We start from the raw sequence: 18,865 nt of genomic DNA, 5'->3' as shown, positions 1-18,865 counted from the left end.
AGAGACGGCGATGGCGGTGCAGAACGGACGCGACCTGCTGATCAAGATGGACATGACCGGCGACGGCCATTTCGAGACCGTGGCGGGGCTGCGGGCGACCCGGCTGGGCTTCAATGCCGAGACGGTGGACGTGACCAGCCTGGAAAGCGAGGGGCGCTGGCGCGAGCTGCTGGCGGGCGCCGGGGTGCGCTCGGCCAGCATCTCGGGGTCCGGCGTGTTCCGGGACGGGACCACGGACGAACGCGCGCGGCAGGTGTTCTTCGACGGCGAGGTGCCGCGCTTCCAGGTGGTGATCCCGGATTTCGGCACGGTCGAGGGGCCGTTCCAGATCACGGCGCTGGAATATGCGGGCAGTTACAATGGCGAGGCGACCTATGAGATTTCCATGGCAAGCGCGGGCGCGATCAGCTTCGTCGCCTTCTGAGCCGGTCAACCCGCTGGCGGGCGAGGTCGAGATCTGGCTGGACGGGCGGCGCCATGTCGCCCGGCTGACGCTGGGCGCGCTGGCCGGGCTTGAGGCGGAACTGGGCGCCGAGAGCATGATCGCGCTGGTCGAACGCTTCGAGGGCGGGCGGTTCTCCAGCCGCGACGTGATGGCGGTGCTGGTCGCCGGGCTGCGGGCGGGCGGCTGGCCGGGCGGCATGGCGGAACTGGCCGCGGCCGAGTTGCGCGGCGGGCCGGTCGCTGCCGCCCATGCGGCGGCGGCGCTGCTGGCGCGGGCCTTTCGCGTCGAGGGGACATGAGCGGCGGGCTGGACTGGCCGGGGCTGATGCGCATGGGCCTGGGTCCGCCGCGGCTGGGCGGGCTGGGGCTGCGGCCGGCCGAGTTCTGGGCGCTGACCCCGGCCGAGCTGGCCCTGATGCTGGGCGTCGAGCCGGGGCGCCGGGGCGCGATGACCCGCGACCGGCTGGCGGAACTGGTCGCGCGCTATCCCGACCGGCCCGCAGGTTAGCATGAAAGGAGGCGCCGTCATGGCGGAGAAGGACGGATTGGACCGGCTGGACGAGGACGGGCCGGCGCTGGGCCGCGGCCTGGAGCAGAGCGCCCGGCTGGCGGCGGAGTTCGACGCGGAACTGGCGCGGCTGCGGCAGTCGATGGTCCATACCAATCGCGAGGTCGGCACGCTGGCATCGGGGATCGGCAACGGGCTGCGCCGGGCGTTTTCGGGGCTGGTCTTCGACGGCATGAAGCTGTCGGACGCGCTGAAGGGCATCGCGCGCAGCATGGCCGACAGCGCCTTTGCCGTGGCGATGAAACCGGTCGAGCAGGCGCTGGCCGGGGCCATCGCGCAGGGGGTGAACGGCATGGTCTCGGCCGTGCTGCCCTTTGGCCAGGGGGCGGCGTTTTCGCAGGGGCGGGTGATGCCCTTTGCCAAGGGCGGCGTGGTGAGCCAGCCCACCTATTTCCCGATGCGCGGCGCGACCGGGCTGATGGGCGAGGCCGGGGCCGAGGCGATCATGCCCCTGCGCCGCGGCGCCGACGGGCGGCTGGGGGTCGCGGCGGCGGGCGGCGGCGGGCGGCCGGTCAATGTGACCTTCAATGTCTCGACCCCCGACGTGGCGGGGTTCCAGCGCAGCCAGAGCCAGATCGCCGCGCAGATGGCGCGGCTCTTGGCGCGCGGGGAAAGGAACGGCTGAGATGGCATTTCACGAGATCAGGTTCCCGGCGAACCTGTCCTTCGGCTCGGTCGGCGGGCCGGAGCGGCGCACGGAAATCGTCGCGCTGACCAACGGGCACGAGGAGCGGCGCACGCCCTGGGCGCATTCGCGGCGGCGCTATGACGCCGGGCTGGGCCTGCGCTCGCTGGACGACGTGGCGGCGCTGATCGCCTTTTTCGAGGCGCGGGCCGGGCAGATGCACGGGTTCCGCTGGAAGGACTGGGCGGATTGCAAGTCCTGCGCGCCAAGCGGGACGGTGAGCTTTCAGGACCAGGAGATCGGCATGGGCGACGGGGTGCGGCGCGAGTTTGCGCTGCGCAAGGCCTATGCCTCGGGTCCGGGGCGCTATTGGCGGCCGGTGGCCAAGCCGGTCGAGGGCACGGTGCTGGCCGGGGTGGGCCAGGTGGAACTGCGCGCCGGCGTGGATTTCGCCGTCGATTGGGCGACGGGCGTGATCCGTTTCGCCGCGCCGCCCGAGCCGGGGGCCCTGGTCACGGCCGGGTTCGAGTTCGACGTGCCGGTGCGCTTCGACACCGACCGGATCGCGGTCTCGGTCGCGTCCTTCCAGGCGGGCGACCTGCCGCAGGTGCCGGTGGTGGAGGTGCGGCTATGAGCGAGACGATCGCGCGGGCCTGGGCGGTCGAGCGCCGCGACGGGCTGGTGCTGGGATTTACCGATCACGATGGGGCGCTGGATTTTGACGGCATCGCCTTTCGCCCCGACAGCGGGCTGAGCGCGCGGGCGCTGGTGCAGGGCCTCGGCCTGTCGGTGGACAATAGCGAGGCGGTGGGGGCGCTGTCGGACAGCGCCATCACCGAGCGCGACCTGATGGCCGGGCGCTGGGACGGCGCCGAGGTGCGGCTGTGGGAGGTGGACTGGTCCGATACCGCGAACCGGCGGTTGCTTTTCCGCGGCCATCTGGGCGAGGTGCTGCGCAGCGGCGCGGCGTTCCGCGCCGAGCTGCGCGGGCTGTCGGAGCCCCTGGGCCGGGCGCAGGGGCGGGTCTATCACCCGCGCTGCTCGGCCGTGCTGGGGGACGGGCAGTGCCGGTTCGACCTGTCCCGGCCGGGCTATGCGGCCGAGGGGGTGGTCGAGGCCGAGGCCGAGGGCCGGCTGGCGCTGTCGGGCGTCGACGGCCATGACGCGGGCTGGTTCGAGCATGGGCAGCTTGTGGTGCTGTCGGGCGAGGCTTTGGGCCTGTCGGCGCGGGTCAAGGCGGATGCCGCCCTGCCGGGCGGGGGCCGCGAGGTCGAGCTTTGGACCGCGCTGGGCATCCGGCCCGCCGCGGGCGACCGGGTGCGGCTGGAGGCGGGCTGCGACAAGCGGGCCGAGACCTGCCGGATGAAGTTCCTGAACTACCTGAACTTTCGCGGCTTTCCGCATCTGCCGCCCGAGGACTGGCTGATCGCGCCCAAGGTGAACCGATGAGCGCGGTCGTTCAGGCGGCGCGGGGCTGGATCGGCACGCCCTATGTGCATCAGGGCTCGGCCAAGGGGGCGGGGACGGATTGCCTGGGGCTGGTGCGCGGGGTGTGGCGCGAATTGTGCGGCGCCGAGCCCGAGGCCATGCCGGCCTATACGCCCGACTGGGGCGAGGTCGGCGGGGCGGAGCTGCTGCTGGGCGGGGCGGGGCGGCTGCTGCTGCCTGCGCCCGACGAGCGGCCGGGCGATGTGCTGGTCTTTCGCATGCGGGCCGGGGCGCCGGCCAAGCATATGGGAATAGCGGCGGAAATCGGCGCGCGGGCCAGCTTCGTGCATGCCTATGACCGGCATGGCGTGGTGGAAAGCCCGCTGTCGGCGCCGTGGCGGGCGCGGATCGCCGGGCGGTTCCGGTTTCCGCCGCATTGAGGGAAAGGAAGGGGCGCAATGGCGACGATTCTGCTGGCGGCGGCGGGGGCCTCGCTGGGGGCGGGCTTTGGCGGCACGGTTCTGGGGCTTTCGGGCGCCGTCATCGGCCGGGCGGTGGGCGCGAGCCTGGGCCGGGTGATCGACCAGCGCCTGCTGGGTGGCGGCTCGAAGGCGGTCGAAACCGGCCGCGTGGACCGGATGCGCATCCAGACCGCGGGCGAGGGCACGCCGATCGCGCGGGTCTGGGGTCAGATGCGGGTGCCGGGCCATGCGATCTGGGCCGGCCCGCTGGTCGAGACCCGGCGCAGCCAGGGCGGCGGCAAGGGCTCGGGCCCGCGGGTGACGCAGATCGGCTATCGGCTGAGCCTGGCCCTGGCGCTGTGCGAGGGGCCGATCCTGGGCGTGGGCCGCATCTGGGCCGATGGCGAGGAGGTCTCGGCCGACGAACTGAACATGCGGGTCTATCCGGGCTGCGAGGAGCAGCTGCCTGACCCGGCCATCGCCGCCGAGGAGGGCGAGGCGGCGCCGGCCTATCGCGGCTTGGCCTATGTGGTGCTGGAGGATCTGGCGCTGGAGAAATGGGGCAACCGGGTGCCGCAGCTGTCCTTCGAGGTCACGCGGGCGGCCAGGCAGGGCGGGGGCCTTGCGCGCGAGGTGCAGGCGGTGGCGATGATCCCCGGCACCGGGGAATATGCGCTGGCGACCACGCCGGTCAGCTATGACATCGGCCTGGGCGAGATGCGGGTCGCCAATCGCAACAGCGCGCTGGGGGCGACGGATTTCCTGGCCTCGATGGCGACATTGGGGCGGGAATTGCCCAATGTCGGCTCGGTCTCGCTGGTGGTGTCCTGGTTCGGCGACGATCTGCGGGTCGGCGAATGCCGGCTGCGGCCCAAGGTCGAGGATCTGTCGCGCGATGGGCGGGGGATGGCCTGGCGCGCCGGCGGCATCGGGCGCGGCGAGGCGCAGGCGGTGGCGCGGGTCGATGGCCGGCCGATCTATGGCGGCACGCCGGCCGACGGCGCGGTGATCGAGGCGCTGCGGGCGATCGCGGAAAGCGGGCGCAAGGCGGTGTTCTATCCCTTCATCCTGATGGAGCAGCTGGCGGGGAACGGCCGGCCCGATCCCTGGAGCGGGGCCGCGGACCAGCCGGTCATGCCCTGGCGCGGGCGCATCACCACCAGCGTCGCGCCGGGACGCGAGGGCAGTCCCGTGGGCACCGCCGCGGCCGCGGCCGAGGTGGCGCGGTTCTTCGGCGCGGCCGAGGCGGGGGATTTCACCCGCAACGGTTCGGTGATCCGCTATCGCGGGCCGGAGGAGTGGTCCTATCGCCGGTTCATCCTGCATTACGCGCATCTTTGCGCCGCCGCGGGGGGCATCGACGCCTTTCTGATCGGCTCCGAGATGGTCGGGCTGACCACGATCATGGCGGCGGGGCATTCGTTCCCGGCCGTGCAGCAGTTGCGGCGGCTGGCGGCGGATGTGCGCGGGATTCTGGGCGAGGGGGTCAGGATCGGCTATGCCGCCGACTGGTCGGAATATTTCGGCCATCACCCCGGGGGTGGCGACGTGCATTTCCACCTGGACCCGCTTTGGGCGGACGAGAACATCGACTTTGTCGGCATCGACAATTACATGCCGCTGTCGGATTGGCGCGAGGGTGAGGATCATCTGGACGCGCATTGGCGGCGCATCGACGATCCGGCCTATCTGCTGGGCAATGTCGCCGGCGGCGAGGGTTACGACTGGTATTACGCCAGCGATGCCGACCGGCTGGCGCAGCGGCGCACCCCCATCCATGACGGCGCGCATCACGAGCATTGGATCTGGCGCTACAAGGACATCCGCGGCTGGTGGCAGAACGCGCATCACGACCGCATCGGCGGCGTGCGGCAGGCGCAGCCCTCGGCCTGGGTGCCGGGCCTGAAGCCGATATGGTTCACCGAGATGGGCTGCGCGGCGCTGGACAAGGGCACCAACCAGCCCAACAAGTTCCTGGACGCGATGAGTTCCGAGTCGATGCTGCCCTGGTTTTCGGACGGGCGGCGGGACGACCTGGTCCAGGCGGCCTATGTGCGGGCGATGACCGGGTTCTGGTCGGACCCGGCGAACAATCCGCCGCGCGGGGCATTCGGCAGGACCGGGGCGGGGCGGATGGTGGATATGGCGCGCGCGCATGTCTGGTGCTGGGATGCGCGGCCCTATCCGGCCTTTCCGGCGCGGACCGACCTGTGGTCGGACGGCCCGGCCTGGGAGCGCGGGCATTGGCTCAACGGCCGGGCCGGCGCGGTGCCGCTGGCCGATGTGGTGGCCGAAATCTGCCGCGATGCCGGGGTGCGGGCCTTCGACGCCGAGGGGCTGCGCGGGCTGGTGCGCGGCTATGCGCTGTCGGGCGCCGAGAGCGGGCGCGCGGCCTTGCAGCCCCTGATGCTGGCGCATGGTGTCGACGCGGTCGAGCGCGACGGCGTCCTGCGCTTCGTCATGCGGGGCGCGCGGGTCGATGCGGAACTGGGGCCCGGCGACATGGCGCTGGCCGAGGAGGTCGAGGCGCCCGAGGTCTCGCGCGCCGCCGATGCCGAGATGGTGGGCCGCATCCGGCTGACCCATGTCGAGGCGGGCGGCGATTATGCCGCGCGCACGGCCGAGACGATGATGCCGGGGGCCGAGTTCCTGGCGGTCTCGGACAGCGAGCTGGCCATGGCGCTGACGCGGGCCGAGGGGCGGGCGCTGGCGGAACGCTGGCTGTCCGAGGCGGCGGTGGCGCGGGACGCGGTGCGGTTCGCGCTGCCGCCTTCGCTGGGGCATCTGGGGCCGGGGGACGTGGTGCGGCTGGCCGAGCCGGGCACGCAGGCGAAACGCTGGCGCATCGACCGCATCGAGCGGGCGGGCGCGATCACGGTGGATGCGGTGCGGGTCGAGCCGGGGGTCTATCGCCCGGCCCGCCTGGTCGAGGAGGGGGCGGTGCTGCGCCCCTTCGTGCCGCCGATCCCGGTTTGGCCGGTGTTTCTGGACCTGCCGCTGTTGCGCGGCGACGAGGCGGCGCATGCGCCGCATCTGGCGGTGACGGCGACGCCCTGGCCGGGGGCAGCCGCCGCCTGGGTCTCGACCGAGGAGGCGGGGGGCTATGCGCTGAACGCGACGCTGGCCGAGCCTTCGGTCATGGGGGTGACGGAAGGGCCGCTGTCGGCGGCGCGGCCGGGGGTCTGGGATCGCGGGCCGGCGCTGCGGCTGCGGGTCAAGGGCGGCAACCTGCGCTCGGCCAGCGCCGAGGCGCTGCTGGCGGGGGCGAACCTGCTGGCGATCGGCGACGGATCGGCCGAGGGCTGGGAATTGCTGCAATTCGCCGAGGCGCGGCTGGTCTCGGCCGGGCTCTGGGAGATCTCGACGCGGCTGCGCGGGCAGGCGGGGACGGATGCCTTCATGCCGGAGGTGTGGCCGGCCGGCAGCGTGGTGGTGCTGCTGGACGGGGCGGCGGCGCAGGTCGACCTGCCGCCCTCGGCCCGCAACCAGCTGCGGCATTGGCGCATCGGGCCGGCCTCGCGCAGCCCGGACGATGCCAGCTATCGCCATATCGCCGCGGCGTTCCGCGGCGCCGGCCTGCGGCCGCTGTCGCCCTGCCACCTGGAGGTCCGCGGCCGGGTCGTGACCTGGATCCGGCGCACGCGGGTGCAGGGCGACGGCTGGGACGGGCCGGACGTGCCGCTGGGCGAGGCGCAGGAGCGTTACGCCGCCCGGCTGGTCCGGGACGGGCAGGTGCTGGCCGAGGCCGTGCTGGCCGAGCCGCGCTGGGCAGTGCCGGACGGCGCCTGGTCCCAGGCCGCCTCGGGTGGCGGCTTTGCCGTCGAGGTCGCCCAGCTTTCCGACACGTTCGGGGCCGGGCCCTATGCAAGGAGGATGATCCATGTCTGAGAACACGACCGCGAATTGCGCCCTGCCGCTGCTGATGCCGGCGCAGGCGCAGAAACATGTCACGGTGAACGAGGCGCTGATGCGGCTGGACGGGCAGGTCGATCTGGTGCTGCAAAGCCTGACCCGCATCACCCCGCCCGAGACGGTGGTGGACGGGCTGTGCTGGGCCGTGCCGCAGGGCGCCGTCAACGCCTGGGAGGGGCAGGGCGGCAAGATCGCCATCGGCGCGAATGGCGGCTGGGTCTTTGTCGAGCCGGGTTTCGGCCGGCGCGCGCTGGTCGCCGATCAGGGGGTGGTGGCGATCCATGGCGGCGGGGCCTGGGTGCCCGGCGCCATCACCCTGGGCCAGCACGGATCGGGCCTGCTGGCACGGCAGCTGCACGAGGATGTGACGCTGGGCGCGGGCGACTGGGCCGAGACGGCGATGGCGGTGCCGCCCGGCGCGCTGGTCATCGGCGCCACCGCGCGGGTGCTGGAGGCGATCACCGGCAGCGCGAGTTCGTGGTCCTTGGGCACGGCGGGCAGTTCGGATAGCCTGACGCGATTCGGTCACGGGCTGGGCAAGGCGCAGGGCTCCTGGGCGCGCGGGCTGGCTTCGCCGCCCGTGGTGTTCTGGGAGCCCGCGCCCCTGCGGCTGACGGCCGCGGGCGGGCAGTTCGCCGGCGGCAAGGTGCGCGTCGTGCTGCATTGGTGGGAATTGCGGCTGCCGGACTGAGCGGACTTTTCGCGCCCGCCGGTTTCCGCTAGACTCGGCGGGTGAAACTGACGGGCGCCCGTATGAACTTGCAGAAAGACATGATCGAGCCGCTGTCCGATGCGCGCGATGCCCCGCGCGATTCAGTCTGGGGCCGCATCCAGCGCGAGGCGCGGATCGCCGTGCGCGACGAACCCCTGCTGGGCGCGCTGATCCATGCCGGGCTGCTGCATCACGCCACGTTCGAGGCGGCGCTGGCCTATCGCTTTTCGCTGAAGCTGGCCTCGCGCGAGATGAGCGAGCAGATCCTGCGCGAGATCGCCGACGATGCCTTTGCCCGCGCGCCGGAACTGTCGGCGGCGGCGCAGGCCGACCTGCTGGCGGTCTATGAGCGCGACCCGGCGACGCATCGGCTGATGCAGCCGATCCTGTTCTTCAAGGGCTACCAGGCGCTGCAGGCCTATCGCATCGGGCATTGGCTGTGGCAGCAGGGCCGGCGCGACATGGCCTATTTCGTGCAGATGCGCTGCTCGGAAGTGTTCGGCGTCGATATTCACCCGGCGGCGAAGATCGGCACGGGCGTGATGATCGACCATGCCCATTCCATCGTCATCGGCGAGACGGCGGTGGTCGGCAACGACGTGTCGATGCTGCATTCGGTAACGCTGGGCGGCACCGGCAAGGAGGATGGCGACCGCCATCCCAAGATCGGCAACGGCGTGATGATCGGCGCCGGCGCCAAGGTGCTGGGCAATATTCGCGTGGGCCATCATTCGCGCATCGCCGCCGGCTCGGTGGTGCTGGCCGAGGTGCCGCCCTGCAAGACCGTGGCCGGGGTGCCGGCGCGGATCGTGGGCGATGCCGGCTGCTCGGACCCGTCGAACACCATGAACCAGCTTCTGGGTCACGAAGACCTGTTCTAGAGCCAGTCCGCGTTGCCGCTGCCGGTCAGTTCGGCCAGCGTGAGGTTTTCGCGCGCGAGCCGTTCGTCGAGGTCGCGTGCGATCCGGGCGGCGAGCGAGAAGCCCTGGTAGACCAGCGCGGAATAGATCTGCACGGCCGAGGCGCCGGCGCGCAGCTTTTGCCAGGCCTGCTCGGCCGAGCCGATGCCGCCGACGCCGATCAGCGGCACGCGGCCGCCGGTCTCGCGCCAGAGCCGGGCGAGGATGCGGGTCGAGCGGTCGAAAAGCGGCGCACCGGAAAGGCCGCCGGCCTCATTGGCCTGCGGCGAGGCGAGGCCGTCGCGCGAAAGCGTGGTGTTGGTGGCGATGATCGCATCGACCGGGGCGGCCAGCGCCACGGCGGCGATATCGGCCAGCGCGGCATCGTCGAGGTCGGGAGCGATCTTGATGAACACCGGCGGGCGGTTCGGCAGCGCGTCGCGCGCTGCCAGCACGCCTTGCAGCAGGGCTGACAGCGCCTCGGGCCCCTGGAGGTCGCGCAGCTTTTCGGTATTGGGCGAGGAGACGTTGACGGTCAGGAAATCGGCGTGCAGGCCGGCGATGCGCACCACCTGCGCGAAATCGGCGCTGCGGTCGGCGCTGTCCTTGTTGGCGCCGATGTTCAGCCCGACCGGGATACCTGCCGGGCGCTGCGCCAGCCGGTCGGCGATGGCCTGTGCGCCCTGGTTGTTGAAGCCGAAGCGGTTGATGATGGCGCGGTCCGGGGTCAGGCGGAACAGGCGCGGCTTGGGGTTGCCGGGCTGCGGGCGCGGGGTGGCGGCGCCGATCTCGACGAAGCCGAAGCCCGCGCGCATCAATGCGGGCAGGGCGCGGGCGTTCTTGTCGTAGCCGGCCGCCAGCCCCACTGGGTTCGGCAGCTCGAGCCCGGCGATGCGGGTGCGCAGCCGGTCCGAGGTGACGGGTTTGCCCGGCAGCGGCACCAGCCCGAGCCGCAGGGCGAGGATCGAGAGATCATGCGCGCGTTCCGGGTCCAGGCGATGCAGTGCGGCAAGGCCCAGCCGCTCGATGGGGGTCATGCGAGATCTCCGATGTCGTGGCCGGCGGGGCCGAGGGGCAGGGGGCGGCTCCAGAGCACGTCGCCCATGCGCAATTCGCGGTAGAGATGCGGAAAGAGATCGCCGCCGCGCGAGGGCTCCCAGCGCAGCTCGGGCAGGGCGTCGCCGTCCAGCGCCAGCAGGTGCAGCCCGTCCTCGGCCGCGAAATGGCGCGCGAGCGTGCCGGGCAGCTGCGCGGCGGTGGAGAGGTGGACATAGCCGTCCGCCAGGTCCACCGGCGCGCCGGCGCTGCGGCCCTGCCGTTGGAATGCCTGGAACTCGGCGGCGCGGAAGATCTTGTAAACCAGCATGGCGGGTTCATGCGTCGCGTGATGCGCTCCGTCAAGCGGCATCGCGTCGCCCCTGCAGCTTCGTCGATTGACGCCGCGGCCGGCATCCCGCAATCTGCCGTTCATTCGGACATTCGGGGTGAGAGGGATCGAGATGAAACGCTGGCTCATGGTTTCGGCGGCGATCGTCGCGCTGTCTTCTGGCGCGGCGCAGGCGGATTACACGCTGCATGTGCTGCATATCAACGATTTCCATAGCCGGATCGAGCCGATCAACGCCTATGACAGCACCTGCGACGCCGAGACCGAGGCGAAGGGCGAATGCTTCGGCGGCGTGGCGCGCCTGGCGACCAAGATCCGCGAGCTGCGCGACGGGCTGAAGGCCGAGGGCCAGAACGTCATCGTGCTGGATGCGGGCGACCAGTACCAGGGCAGCCTTTTCTATACGACCTACAAGGGCAAGGACACGGTCGAGTTCATGAACGCCATCGGCTTCGACGCCATGGCGGTCGGCAATCACGAATTCGACGACGGGCCGCAGGGCCTGCAAATCCTGGCCGAGGGCGCCAAGTTTCCGGTCGTCTCGGGCAACCTGGACCTGTCGCAATCGCCCGAGTTGAAGGACAAGGTCGGCGACGTTCTGGTGCTGGATGTCGGCGGGGAGCAGGTGGGCATCGTCTCGGCCCTGGCGATGGACACGCCCGAGACCGCCGCGCCCGGCGATAAGGTCATCTTCCTGGACGACATGGACAGCCTGAAGGCCGATGTCCAGGAATTGACCGAGCAGGGCGTGAACAAGATCATCGCCCTGACCCATTCCGGCTACAGGCGCGATCAGGAATTCGCGGCCGAGGTGGCCGGGATAGACGCGGTCATCGGCGGCCACAGCCATACGCTGCTGGGACAGTTCGAGGGTGCCGCCGGACCCTATCCGACCATGGTCAAGGGCGCGGACGGCACCGAGGTTCCGGTGGCGACCGCCTATGCCTATGGCAAATACCTGGGCCATCTGGTCCTGACCTGGGACGACGAGGGCAAGCTGGTCAAGGCCGAGGGGCAGCCGATCCTGCTGGACGGCTCGGTCGCGCCGGACGAGAAGCTGGCCGCGCGGGTCAAGGAGATGGCGGCGCCCATCGAGCAGCTCAAGCAGAAGCGCGTGGCCGAGATCGCGGCGCCGATCGACGGCAGCCGGGAATCGTGCCGGGCGCGGGAATGCGAGATGGGCAGCCTGGTGGCCGATGCCATGCTGGCGCGCGTCAAGGACCAGGGCATCACCATCGCGATCCAGAACGGCGGCGGCCTGCGCGCCTCGATCCCGGCGGGGGTGGTGACGATGGGCGACGTGCTGTCGGTGCTGCCGTTCCAGAACACGCTTTCCACCTTCCAGCTGAAGGGCGCGGACGTCATCGCGGCGCTGGAAAACGGCGCCAGCCAGATCGAGGAGGGCGCCGGGCGCTTCGCCCAGGTCGCGGGGCTGAAATACACGCTGGACCCCGAAGCCCCGGCCGGCAGCCGGATCAGCGAGGTGCTGGTGCGCGACGGCTCGGACTGGGTGCCCATCGACCGCGAGGCCGTCTATGGCGTGGTGTCGCAGAACTACATGCGCGCGGGCGGCGACGGCTATCGGGTCTTTGCCGAGAATGCGATGAACGCCTATGATTTCGGCCCGGACCTGGCGGATGTGCTGGCCGAATACCTGGCGCGGCAGGGGCCTGGCTTCGTGCCGAAGCTGGACGGCCGCATCACCGTGAAATGAGAGGCGCAAGGGCCGGGCATCTGCCCGGCCCTTTTTGCGTTCCAGGGCTGCGCGGCGCGGGCGTCAGGGGGGGGCATCTCCGTCCGTCAACGGCAGGGCTTCGCGCAGGAAGCGTTCGAAATCGTCCAGGTCCACCGGCTCGAACTGGCCGAAACCCTGCATCCAGACCGAGGCGTTGCGCAGCCCGTCGGGTTCCAGCTTGCACCAGATGATGCGGCCGCGCCGTTCCTGCCGGATCAGCCCGGCCGCCGCCAGCACCGCGAGATGCTTGGAGATCGCGGCCAGGCTCATCTCGAAGGGCGCCGCCACATCCGTCACCGCCATGTCGTCCTCGAGCAGCATGGCAAGGATCGCCCGCCGCGTCGGATCGGCGAGGGCGGAGAAAATGGCGTCGAGGCTGGGCTGCTGTGCGGGCATCGGCTTTGCTTAACTTGCCGGTTGAATATGGAGCGGATGCCCACCGGATCGCAAGGCCGGGTTTCCGCCATCGGCGTCTTTTGCAGAACCGTTGTTTTTCAATTGGTTGCGATTTCCGGTGCCTTGCTTGACTCGGGGGGCGCGAGTCCCTATCACCGCGCCAACCGATAACGGGGGTGTGAGCCGTGGCCGAGGACGACCATGATGCCGCGCGATCCCGAGACGCGGAGCGGCTGCGCGCGCTGGAGGCCCGGCTGGGCAAGAAGGCGGCGGGCAAGTCCCCCTCGCGCGGGGAAGAGCATTTCAGCCAGGCCAACATGGCCTGGCGCATGGTGACCGAGCTGGTGGCGGGATTGGCCCTGGGCTTCGGGATCGGATACGGGCTGGACTATCTGACCGGCCTGCGACCGGTCTTTATGGTGGTCTTCGTGCTGCTGGGACTGGCGGCCGGCATCAGGACCATGATGCGGACCGCGAACGAGATAGGCAAGACACCGGGGCGTCCCGGCGACGACAAGGGTGAATGACGATGGCAGAAGAAGAAGCAGGTGGTCTGGTTTTCCATCCGATGGACCAGTTCGTCGTCAAACCGCTGTTTGGCGAAGGGCCGGTGAACTGGTACACGCCGACCAATGCGACGCTGTGGATGGCGCTGGCGGCGCTGGCCATCACCGCGCTTCTGGTCTTTGGCACCCGCGGCCGGGCCATCGTGCCGAACCGCGTCCAGTCCATCGCCGAACTGCTTTACGGCATGGTCCACAAGATGGTCGAGGACGTGACCGGCAAGGACGGGCTGAAATACTTTCCCTATGTGATGACGCTGTTCTGCTTCATCCTGTTCGCGAACTTCCTGGGCCTGCTGCCGAAAAGCTTTTCGCCGACCTCGCATATCGCCGTGACGGCGGTGCTGGCCGTGCTGGTCTTTGCCGGCGTGACCGTGCTGGGCTTCGTCAAGAACGGCGCGCATTTCCTGGGCCTGTTCTGGGTCAGCTCGGCGCCGCTGGCGCTGCGCCCGGTGCTGGCGGTGATCGAGCTGATCTCGTATTTCGTGCGCCCGGTCAGCCATTCGATCCGACTTGCCGGCAACATCATGGCGGGGCACGCGGTGATCAAGGTCTTTGCCGCCTTCGCCGCCGTTGCCGCGATCGCCCCGGTCTCGGTCGTCGCCATCACCGCCATGTATGGGCTGGAGGTGCTGGTGTGCCTGATCCAGGCCTATGTCTTCACCATCCTGACCTGCGTCTATCTGAAGGACGCGCTGCATCCGGCGCACTGAGCCGGGCAGCCAAGGTCTGAAAACGAAAACCCTTTCCAAAGCCTCAAGGAGCATGAACATGGAAAATCTGGGTCAACTGGGACAGTATCTCGGCGCCGGTCTGGCTTGCGTCGGCATGGCGGGCGCCGCCATGGGGGTGGGCAATGTCGCCGGCAACTATCTGGCGGGTGCGCTGCGCAACCCGTCGGCCGCTGCCTCGCAGACCGCCACGCTGTTCATCGGCATGGCCTTCGCGGAAGCCCTGGGCATCTTCTCGTTCCTGGTCGCGCTGCTGCTGCTGTTCGCAGTCTGATCCTTTTGCCATCCTTGCGGTTGGGTGGGGGCATGATGCGCCCACCCGATTGTGAAACGACCGGCATGGGGTAGGATATGTTCAGCCTGTTGCAACAGACCGCGCCCGTCGTGGTCGAAGACTCTGAAACGGTGGTCATCACCGAATCCGCCGAAGCGGCGGGTCATGGCGCCGATGCGGCCCATGCCGTAGCCGGCGCGGCGGATGCAGCCCATGGCGCGGCTGGCCATGCCGCCAGCGCCCCCGGCATGCCGCAACTGGATTTCACCACCTTCGGCAACCAGATCTTCTGGCTGCTGGTCATCCTGGCGGTGATCTACTGGGTTCTGTCGCGGATCGCGCTGCCGCGCATCGGCGGCGTCATCTCGGACCGCCAGGGCGCCATCACCGGCGATCTGATGGCCGCCGAGGAATTCAAGCAGAAGGCCAAGGAAGCCGAAGCCGCCTATGACAAGGCGCTGGCCGATGCCCGCGCCGAGGCCGGCAAGATCGTGGCCGCCAACAAGGCCGAGATCCAGAAGGAACTGGACGCCGCCATCGCCCATGCCGATGCGGAAATCGCCGCGCGCGCGGCGGAATCCGAAAAGCGCATCGGCGAGATCCGCGCCTCGGCCATCGAGGATGCGCGCAATGTCGCCCGCGAGGTGACTGCGGCGCTGGTGGAGAATTTCGGCGGCAAGGTCGATCAGGCTCTGGTCGATGCGGCGGTCGACCAGCGACTGAAGGGGGCGCTGCAATGAAACGTCTGAGCGTTCTCTTTGCCCTGATGGCGAGCCCTGCGCTTGCCGCTTCGGGCCCGTTCTTCTCGCTGCGCAACACCGACTTCATCGTCACGCTGGCCTTCCTGCTGTTCGTCGGCATCCTGGTCTATTTCCGCGTGCCGCAGATCGTCGGCGGGTTGCTGGACAAGCGGGCCGAAGGCATCCGCAATGATCTGGCCGAGGCCCGTCGCCTGCGCGAGGAAGCGCAGGAGATCTATGCCAGCTACGAGCGCCGCCAGCGCGAGGTGAAGGGCCAGGCGGACGAGATCGTCGCCAATGCCAAGCGCGAGGCGGTTTCGGAAGCCGAGAAGGCCAAGAAGGCGCTGCAACTGTCGATCGAGCGCCGCCTGAAGGCCGCCGAGGAGCAGATCGCCAGCGCCGAGGCCGAGGCCGTGCGCGCCGTGCGCGACCGCGCCATCCAGACGGCGATCGGCGCCGCGACCGAGATCCTGGGCAAGCAGGCCAGCCCGGCCGAGCGCAGCGCCGGCATCGACAAGGCGATCGAGGAAGTAGGCCGGCGGCTGAACTGAGGCTGTGGATCGCCCAAGAGGGATGCGGCCACGCATCTTCATGGGACAAGGACCGGACCCCCGAGGCGGAGACGCTTCGGGGGTTTTTCCGTTTTCGCCCGTCCGGGATGCGGACGGAAAGGGCGCAAAAGCAGAGGGCCGGCCGCCTTTCGGCAGCCGGCCCGCGCCTGGCATCCCTGCTGCGATCAGCGGGTCGGAACGATCAGGATTTCCACGCGGCGGTTCTGCGCCCGGCCCGCGGCGGTGTTGTTCGAGGCGACCGGCTGGGTCGCGCCGCGGCCCAGGGTGGTGAGGCGCGATTGCGACACGCCGCCGGCGGCCAGGATGCCCGCAACCGAACGCGCCCGGCGTTCGGACAGATCCTGGTTGTAGGCGGCCGAGCCGGTGCTGTCGGTATGGCCGACGATCTGGATACGGCTGTTCGGATATTGGTTGAGGTTGCGGGCGATGGTGTAGAGATCGTTCTGCCCCTGCGCCCCCACCGCCGCGGAATCGGTGGCGAACAGCGTGGTTTCCGGCATCACCACCGACAGGTGGGTGCCGTGGTTCACGATCTGGATGTTCGGGTTGTTCAGCGATTGCTGCAACGCGCGCTGCTGCTGGTCCAGGATCGAGCCGCCGACGGCGCCCGCCGTGGCGCCGATGATCGCGCCCTTGACGGCGTTCGAGCGGCTTTCGCCGGCACCGATCAGGCCGCCCACCACCGCGCCGGCAATGGCACCCTGCTGGGTCCGGCTGGTCTGCTGGGGCTGGCCGTAGGGATCGGTCGGCGCGCAGGCGCTGATGGCGATCACGCCCGCCGAGGCGAGAAGCAGCGAAATACGGGTCTTCATTCTTTTACCTTTCTTTTCAGGGCGATCCGACGCCGCCTGTCCTTGCGACGCGGCCGGCCCCTGGCTTGCCGGGACCGGCGGCTGATGCCCAAACGCGGTCACATTGGCATGGGTTCCGGACCAACTCCACAGGAATAGACGGGAAATCGCCGCGCGCGGCTCACAAAGCGGCGATGGCGGGGGGTGCGATGCTCGCGCCTTCGCGCGCGAGCAGGGCGCGCTTGACCGCCTCGCCCCAATGATAGCCGCCGATGCGGCCGTTGGTGCGGATCACGCGATGGCAGGGGATCGCCCAGGAGACCGGGTTCTGCCCGACCGCCGTGCCCACCGCACGCAGGGCGTTGGGGCGGCCGATGCGCTCGGCCAGCATGGCATAGCTGATGACCTGGCCCGGCGGCACCTGGGCCAGGGCCCGCCAGACCTGCATCTGGAACGCGGTGCCCGTCAGGCGCACGGCAATCTCGCCCTCGCCGGCCAGCAGCGCCTGGACGGCCGGTGCCAGCGCCTCGGGCGCCTCGACCAGCCGGGCGCCGGGGAAGCGGGCGATGAGATCGGCCTCGACCCGGTCCTCGGGGATGGGGCCGGCAAAGCCCAGGCCCCAGAGCGCGCCGCCCGCCCCCAACGCGACCACGGTGCCGAGCGGCGTCGGAAAGCGCCCGCGACAAAGCACCGCGCCGGCATTCTGGTCCGGCTGGGTGGTGAGCGTAACCCGCAGACCCGGCTGGGGCTGGGCAAGGGAGAAAAGCGTTCCTGTCATGCCTGACTCGCTACTGTCGCCGGGGCAGACTAGCGCAACCGCGCCCCGAATCCATGCGCGAATGCTTGCGCATGGCACCGTGGCAGGGCATCTGGGGCGCATGGCACGCAGCACCCTTTCCCGCCTTCCGCCCGCCTTGCCCTATGCCGCCCAGGTCGCGATCTTTTCGCGCCTGCGCGAGGCCAATCCGCATCCCGTGACCGAACTGCAATATGTGAACGCCTTCACCCTGCTGGTGGCGGTGGCGCTGTCGGCGCAGGCGACCGATGTCGGGGTGAACAAGGCGACGAAATCGCTGTTCCAGCGCGTGACCACGCCGCAACAGATGCTGGAACTGGGCGTCGAGGCGCTGACCGAGGAGATCAAGACCATCGGGCTTTACCGCCAGAAAGCGAAGAATGTCATCGCCCTGTCGCGCCGGCTGGTCGAGGAATATGGCGGCGAGGTGCCGCAATCGCGCGCGGCGCTGATGACCCTGCCCGGCGTCGGGCGCAAGACCGCCAATGTGGTGCTGAACAGCGTGTTCAACTTTCCGGCCCAGGCGGTGGACACGCATATCTTCCGGGTCGGCAACCGCACCCGCATCGCGCCGGGCCGCGATGTCGAGGAGGTCGAGCGTGCCATCGAGGACAACGTCCCCGTCCCCTTCCAGCAGAACGCGCATCACTGGCTGATCCTGCACGGCCGCTATATCTGCCAGGCCCGGCGGCCGCGCTGCCGGATCTGCCCCATCGAAGATCTCTGCCCCTACGAGGAGAAGACCGAATGACCACCCCCTATGTGATCGGGATCGGCAATGCCGTGATGGACGTGATCGCGCCGACCTCGGACGCCACGCTGACGCGGCTGGAGGTGGAAAAGGGCATCATGCAGCTGATCGACCGCGAGCGGTCCGAGTTCCTGATGGCGGCGCAATCGGCCGACCCGCAGGCGGGCAAGGCGCGGCTGGTGCCGGGCGGCTCGGTTGCCAATACGCTGGCGGGGCTGGGGATGCTGGGGCTGCGCACCGCCTTCATCGGCAAGGTGGCGGGCGATCCCCTGGGGCTGAGCTATGCCGAGCAGACCGAGGCGCAGGGCACGGTCTTCGTCAACCCGCCGGTGGCGGGGGAGGTGGCGCCGACCTCGCGCTCGATCATCTTCGTGACGCCGGACGGCGAGCGGTCGATGAACACCTATCTGGGCATCTCGGCCGAGCTGGGGGCCGATGACGTGAACCCCGCGACCTTCAGCGGCGCCGGCTGGCTGTTCCTGGAAGGCTATCTGTTCGATAAGGATGCCGGCAAGGCGGCCTTCCTCAAGGCGGCCGAGGCCTGCCACAAGGCGGGCGGACAGGCGGGGATCGCGCTGTCGGACCCGTTCTGCGTCGACCGCCACCGCGCCGATTTCCGCCGGCTGGTGGCCGGGCCGATGGATTACGTCATCGGCAATGTCCACGAATGGCAATCGCTCTATCAGGTCGAGGATCTGGAGGAGGCGCTGCGCCTGGCCACGGGTGATTGCGGCACGGTGATCTGCACCCGCTCGGGCGAGGATGCGATCCTGATCCGCGGGGCCGAACGGGTGAGCGCGCCGGTGCATCGCGTGGTGCCGGTGGATGCGACCGGGGCGGGCGACCAGTTCGCGGCCGGGCTGATCTACGGCCTGGCCGTGGGCGCCGACCTGGCGGCGGCGGGGCGCATGGGCTGCATCGCGGCGGCCGAGGTCATCGGCCATGTCGGCGCCCGGCCCGAAAGCGACCTGCGCGTGGCGTTCCGGGCCGAAGGGCTGATCTGATCGCGCCTTGGGGCGCGGTTGCCGGGGTATTTGGGGAACAGAGAAGCGCCGGAGGGACAGCCCTTCGGCGCTTTTC

The 18,865-nt window shown here is 70.1% G+C and carries 23 protein-coding genes; 18 read left to right on the top strand and 5 right to left on the bottom strand.

Going from position 1 to position 18,865, the window contains the following annotated elements:
* Positions 1–10 precede the first annotated feature (10 nt).
* The 10 genes from ACNKFW_RS11455 (at position 11) to cysE (ending at position 9,031) form a co-directional block, all read left to right on the top strand.
* Entirely contained in the window at positions 11–424 is a 414-nt protein-coding gene (locus tag ACNKFW_RS11455; RefSeq protein ID WP_024843686.1) for a phage major tail protein, TP901-1 family, read from the top strand.
* On the top strand, positions 375–743 hold the full coding sequence (locus ACNKFW_RS11450) for a gene transfer agent family protein (RefSeq protein WP_024843685.1): 369 nt from the start codon (positions 375–377) through the stop codon (positions 741–743). The genes ACNKFW_RS11455 and ACNKFW_RS11450 overlap by 50 nt, the downstream gene beginning before the upstream one ends.
* On the top strand, positions 740–952 hold the full coding sequence (locus ACNKFW_RS11445) for a phage tail assembly chaperone (RefSeq protein WP_147428633.1): 213 nt from the start codon (positions 740–742) through the stop codon (positions 950–952). The genes ACNKFW_RS11450 and ACNKFW_RS11445 overlap by 4 nt, the downstream gene beginning before the upstream one ends.
* 19 nt (positions 953–971) lie before the next feature.
* Complete coding sequence (locus tag ACNKFW_RS11440; RefSeq protein WP_024843683.1) at positions 972–1,637, top strand: phage tail tape measure protein; 666 nt, start codon at positions 972–974, stop codon at positions 1,635–1,637.
* Position 1,638: 1 nt separating this feature from the next.
* Positions 1,639–2,271, top strand: coding sequence for a DUF2460 domain-containing protein (locus ACNKFW_RS11435; RefSeq protein ID WP_147428635.1), 633 nt, complete (start codon positions 1,639–1,641; stop codon positions 2,269–2,271).
* The gene (locus ACNKFW_RS11430) at positions 2,268–3,086 is read left to right on the top strand and encodes a DUF2163 domain-containing protein (protein ID WP_333483913.1); all 819 of its coding nucleotides are present in this window, start codon (positions 2,268–2,270) and stop codon (positions 3,084–3,086) included. Before ACNKFW_RS11435 ends, ACNKFW_RS11430 begins: the two co-directional genes overlap by 4 nt.
* A complete protein-coding gene (locus tag ACNKFW_RS11425; protein WP_024843680.1) occupies positions 3,083–3,505 on the top strand; it encodes an NlpC/P60 family protein in 423 nt (140 codons plus the stop codon). The genes ACNKFW_RS11430 and ACNKFW_RS11425 overlap by 4 nt, the downstream gene beginning before the upstream one ends.
* 18 nt (positions 3,506–3,523) lie before the next feature.
* Positions 3,524–7,414 (top strand): baseplate multidomain protein megatron, encoded by a 3,891-nt coding sequence (locus ACNKFW_RS11420; RefSeq protein ID WP_147428639.1) that lies wholly within the window; start codon positions 3,524–3,526, stop codon positions 7,412–7,414.
* Positions 7,407–8,129 (top strand): DUF2793 domain-containing protein, encoded by a 723-nt coding sequence (locus ACNKFW_RS11415; RefSeq protein WP_147428641.1) that lies wholly within the window; start codon positions 7,407–7,409, stop codon positions 8,127–8,129. The genes ACNKFW_RS11420 and ACNKFW_RS11415 overlap by 8 nt, the downstream gene beginning before the upstream one ends.
* A gap of 62 nt (positions 8,130–8,191) precedes the next feature.
* A complete protein-coding gene (gene cysE, locus ACNKFW_RS11410; protein ID WP_036747268.1) occupies positions 8,192–9,031 on the top strand; it encodes a serine O-acetyltransferase in 840 nt (279 codons plus the stop codon).
* Here cysE and ACNKFW_RS11405 read toward each other — a convergent pair.
* Positions 9,028–10,086, bottom strand: coding sequence for a quinone-dependent dihydroorotate dehydrogenase (locus ACNKFW_RS11405; RefSeq protein ID WP_147428643.1), 1,059 nt, complete (start codon positions 10,084–10,086; stop codon positions 9,028–9,030). The genes cysE and ACNKFW_RS11405 overlap by 4 nt on opposite strands.
* Positions 10,083–10,457, bottom strand: coding sequence for a DUF952 domain-containing protein (locus tag ACNKFW_RS11400; protein ID WP_147428645.1), 375 nt, complete (start codon positions 10,455–10,457; stop codon positions 10,083–10,085). The genes ACNKFW_RS11405 and ACNKFW_RS11400 overlap by 4 nt, the downstream gene beginning before the upstream one ends.
* A 91-nt stretch (positions 10,458–10,548) precedes the next feature.
* Between ACNKFW_RS11400 and ACNKFW_RS11395 the strand changes: the two genes are divergently transcribed.
* A complete protein-coding gene (locus ACNKFW_RS11395; RefSeq protein ID WP_028709964.1) occupies positions 10,549–12,150 on the top strand; it encodes a bifunctional metallophosphatase/5'-nucleotidase in 1,602 nt (533 codons plus the stop codon).
* A gap of 63 nt (positions 12,151–12,213) precedes the next feature.
* On the opposite strand, the gene ACNKFW_RS11390 is transcribed toward ACNKFW_RS11395, so the two are convergent.
* On the bottom strand, positions 12,214–12,567 hold the full coding sequence (locus tag ACNKFW_RS11390) for an ArsR/SmtB family transcription factor (RefSeq protein ID WP_024843673.1): 354 nt from the start codon (positions 12,565–12,567) through the stop codon (positions 12,214–12,216).
* A 185-nt stretch (positions 12,568–12,752) separates the two neighbouring features.
* On the opposite strand from ACNKFW_RS11390, the gene ACNKFW_RS11385 reads away from it, so the two are divergent.
* From ACNKFW_RS11385 to ACNKFW_RS11365, 5 genes are all read left to right on the top strand, one after another.
* On the top strand, positions 12,753–13,094 hold the full coding sequence (locus tag ACNKFW_RS11385; RefSeq protein ID WP_024843672.1) for an AtpZ/AtpI family protein: 342 nt from the start codon (positions 12,753–12,755) through the stop codon (positions 13,092–13,094).
* A 2-nt stretch (positions 13,095–13,096) separates the two neighbouring features.
* On the top strand, positions 13,097–13,843 hold the full coding sequence (locus tag ACNKFW_RS11380) for a F0F1 ATP synthase subunit A (protein WP_024843671.1): 747 nt from the start codon (positions 13,097–13,099) through the stop codon (positions 13,841–13,843).
* Between the two features lie 58 nt (positions 13,844–13,901).
* Complete coding sequence (locus ACNKFW_RS11375) at positions 13,902–14,135, top strand: F0F1 ATP synthase subunit C (protein ID WP_010394077.1); 234 nt, start codon at positions 13,902–13,904, stop codon at positions 14,133–14,135.
* A 77-nt stretch (positions 14,136–14,212) separates the two neighbouring features.
* A complete protein-coding gene (locus ACNKFW_RS11370) occupies positions 14,213–14,875 on the top strand; it encodes a F0F1 ATP synthase subunit B' (RefSeq protein WP_024843670.1) in 663 nt (220 codons plus the stop codon).
* Positions 14,872–15,426, top strand: coding sequence for a F0F1 ATP synthase subunit B (locus tag ACNKFW_RS11365; protein WP_024843669.1), 555 nt, complete (start codon positions 14,872–14,874; stop codon positions 15,424–15,426). Before ACNKFW_RS11370 ends, ACNKFW_RS11365 begins: the two co-directional genes overlap by 4 nt.
* A gap of 185 nt (positions 15,427–15,611) precedes the next feature.
* On the opposite strand, the gene ACNKFW_RS11360 is transcribed toward ACNKFW_RS11365, so the two are convergent.
* A complete protein-coding gene (locus ACNKFW_RS11360) occupies positions 15,612–16,259 on the bottom strand; it encodes an OmpA family protein (protein ID WP_024843668.1) in 648 nt (215 codons plus the stop codon).
* Positions 16,260–16,419: 160 nt separating this feature from the next.
* The gene (locus ACNKFW_RS11355) at positions 16,420–17,016 is read right to left on the bottom strand and encodes a methylated-DNA--[protein]-cysteine S-methyltransferase (protein ID WP_147428648.1); all 597 of its coding nucleotides are present in this window, start codon (positions 17,014–17,016) and stop codon (positions 16,420–16,422) included.
* A 100-nt stretch (positions 17,017–17,116) separates the two neighbouring features.
* Between ACNKFW_RS11355 and nth the strand changes: the two genes are divergently transcribed.
* A complete protein-coding gene (gene nth / locus ACNKFW_RS11350; RefSeq protein ID WP_051419489.1) occupies positions 17,117–17,785 on the top strand; it encodes an endonuclease III in 669 nt (222 codons plus the stop codon).
* Positions 17,782–18,789 (top strand): adenosine kinase, encoded by a 1,008-nt coding sequence (locus ACNKFW_RS11345; RefSeq protein ID WP_147428650.1) that lies wholly within the window; start codon positions 17,782–17,784, stop codon positions 18,787–18,789. Before nth ends, ACNKFW_RS11345 begins: the two co-directional genes overlap by 4 nt.
* Positions 18,790–18,865: the final 76 nt, after the last annotated feature.

The organism is Paracoccus sp. TD-10 (assembly GCF_048270675.1).
Lineage (GTDB): Bacteria > Pseudomonadota > Alphaproteobacteria > Rhodobacterales > Rhodobacteraceae > Paracoccus > Paracoccus pantotrophus.
The sequence above is the reverse complement of the archived record's forward strand: the minus strand, read 5'-3'. Positions and strand labels throughout refer to the sequence as shown.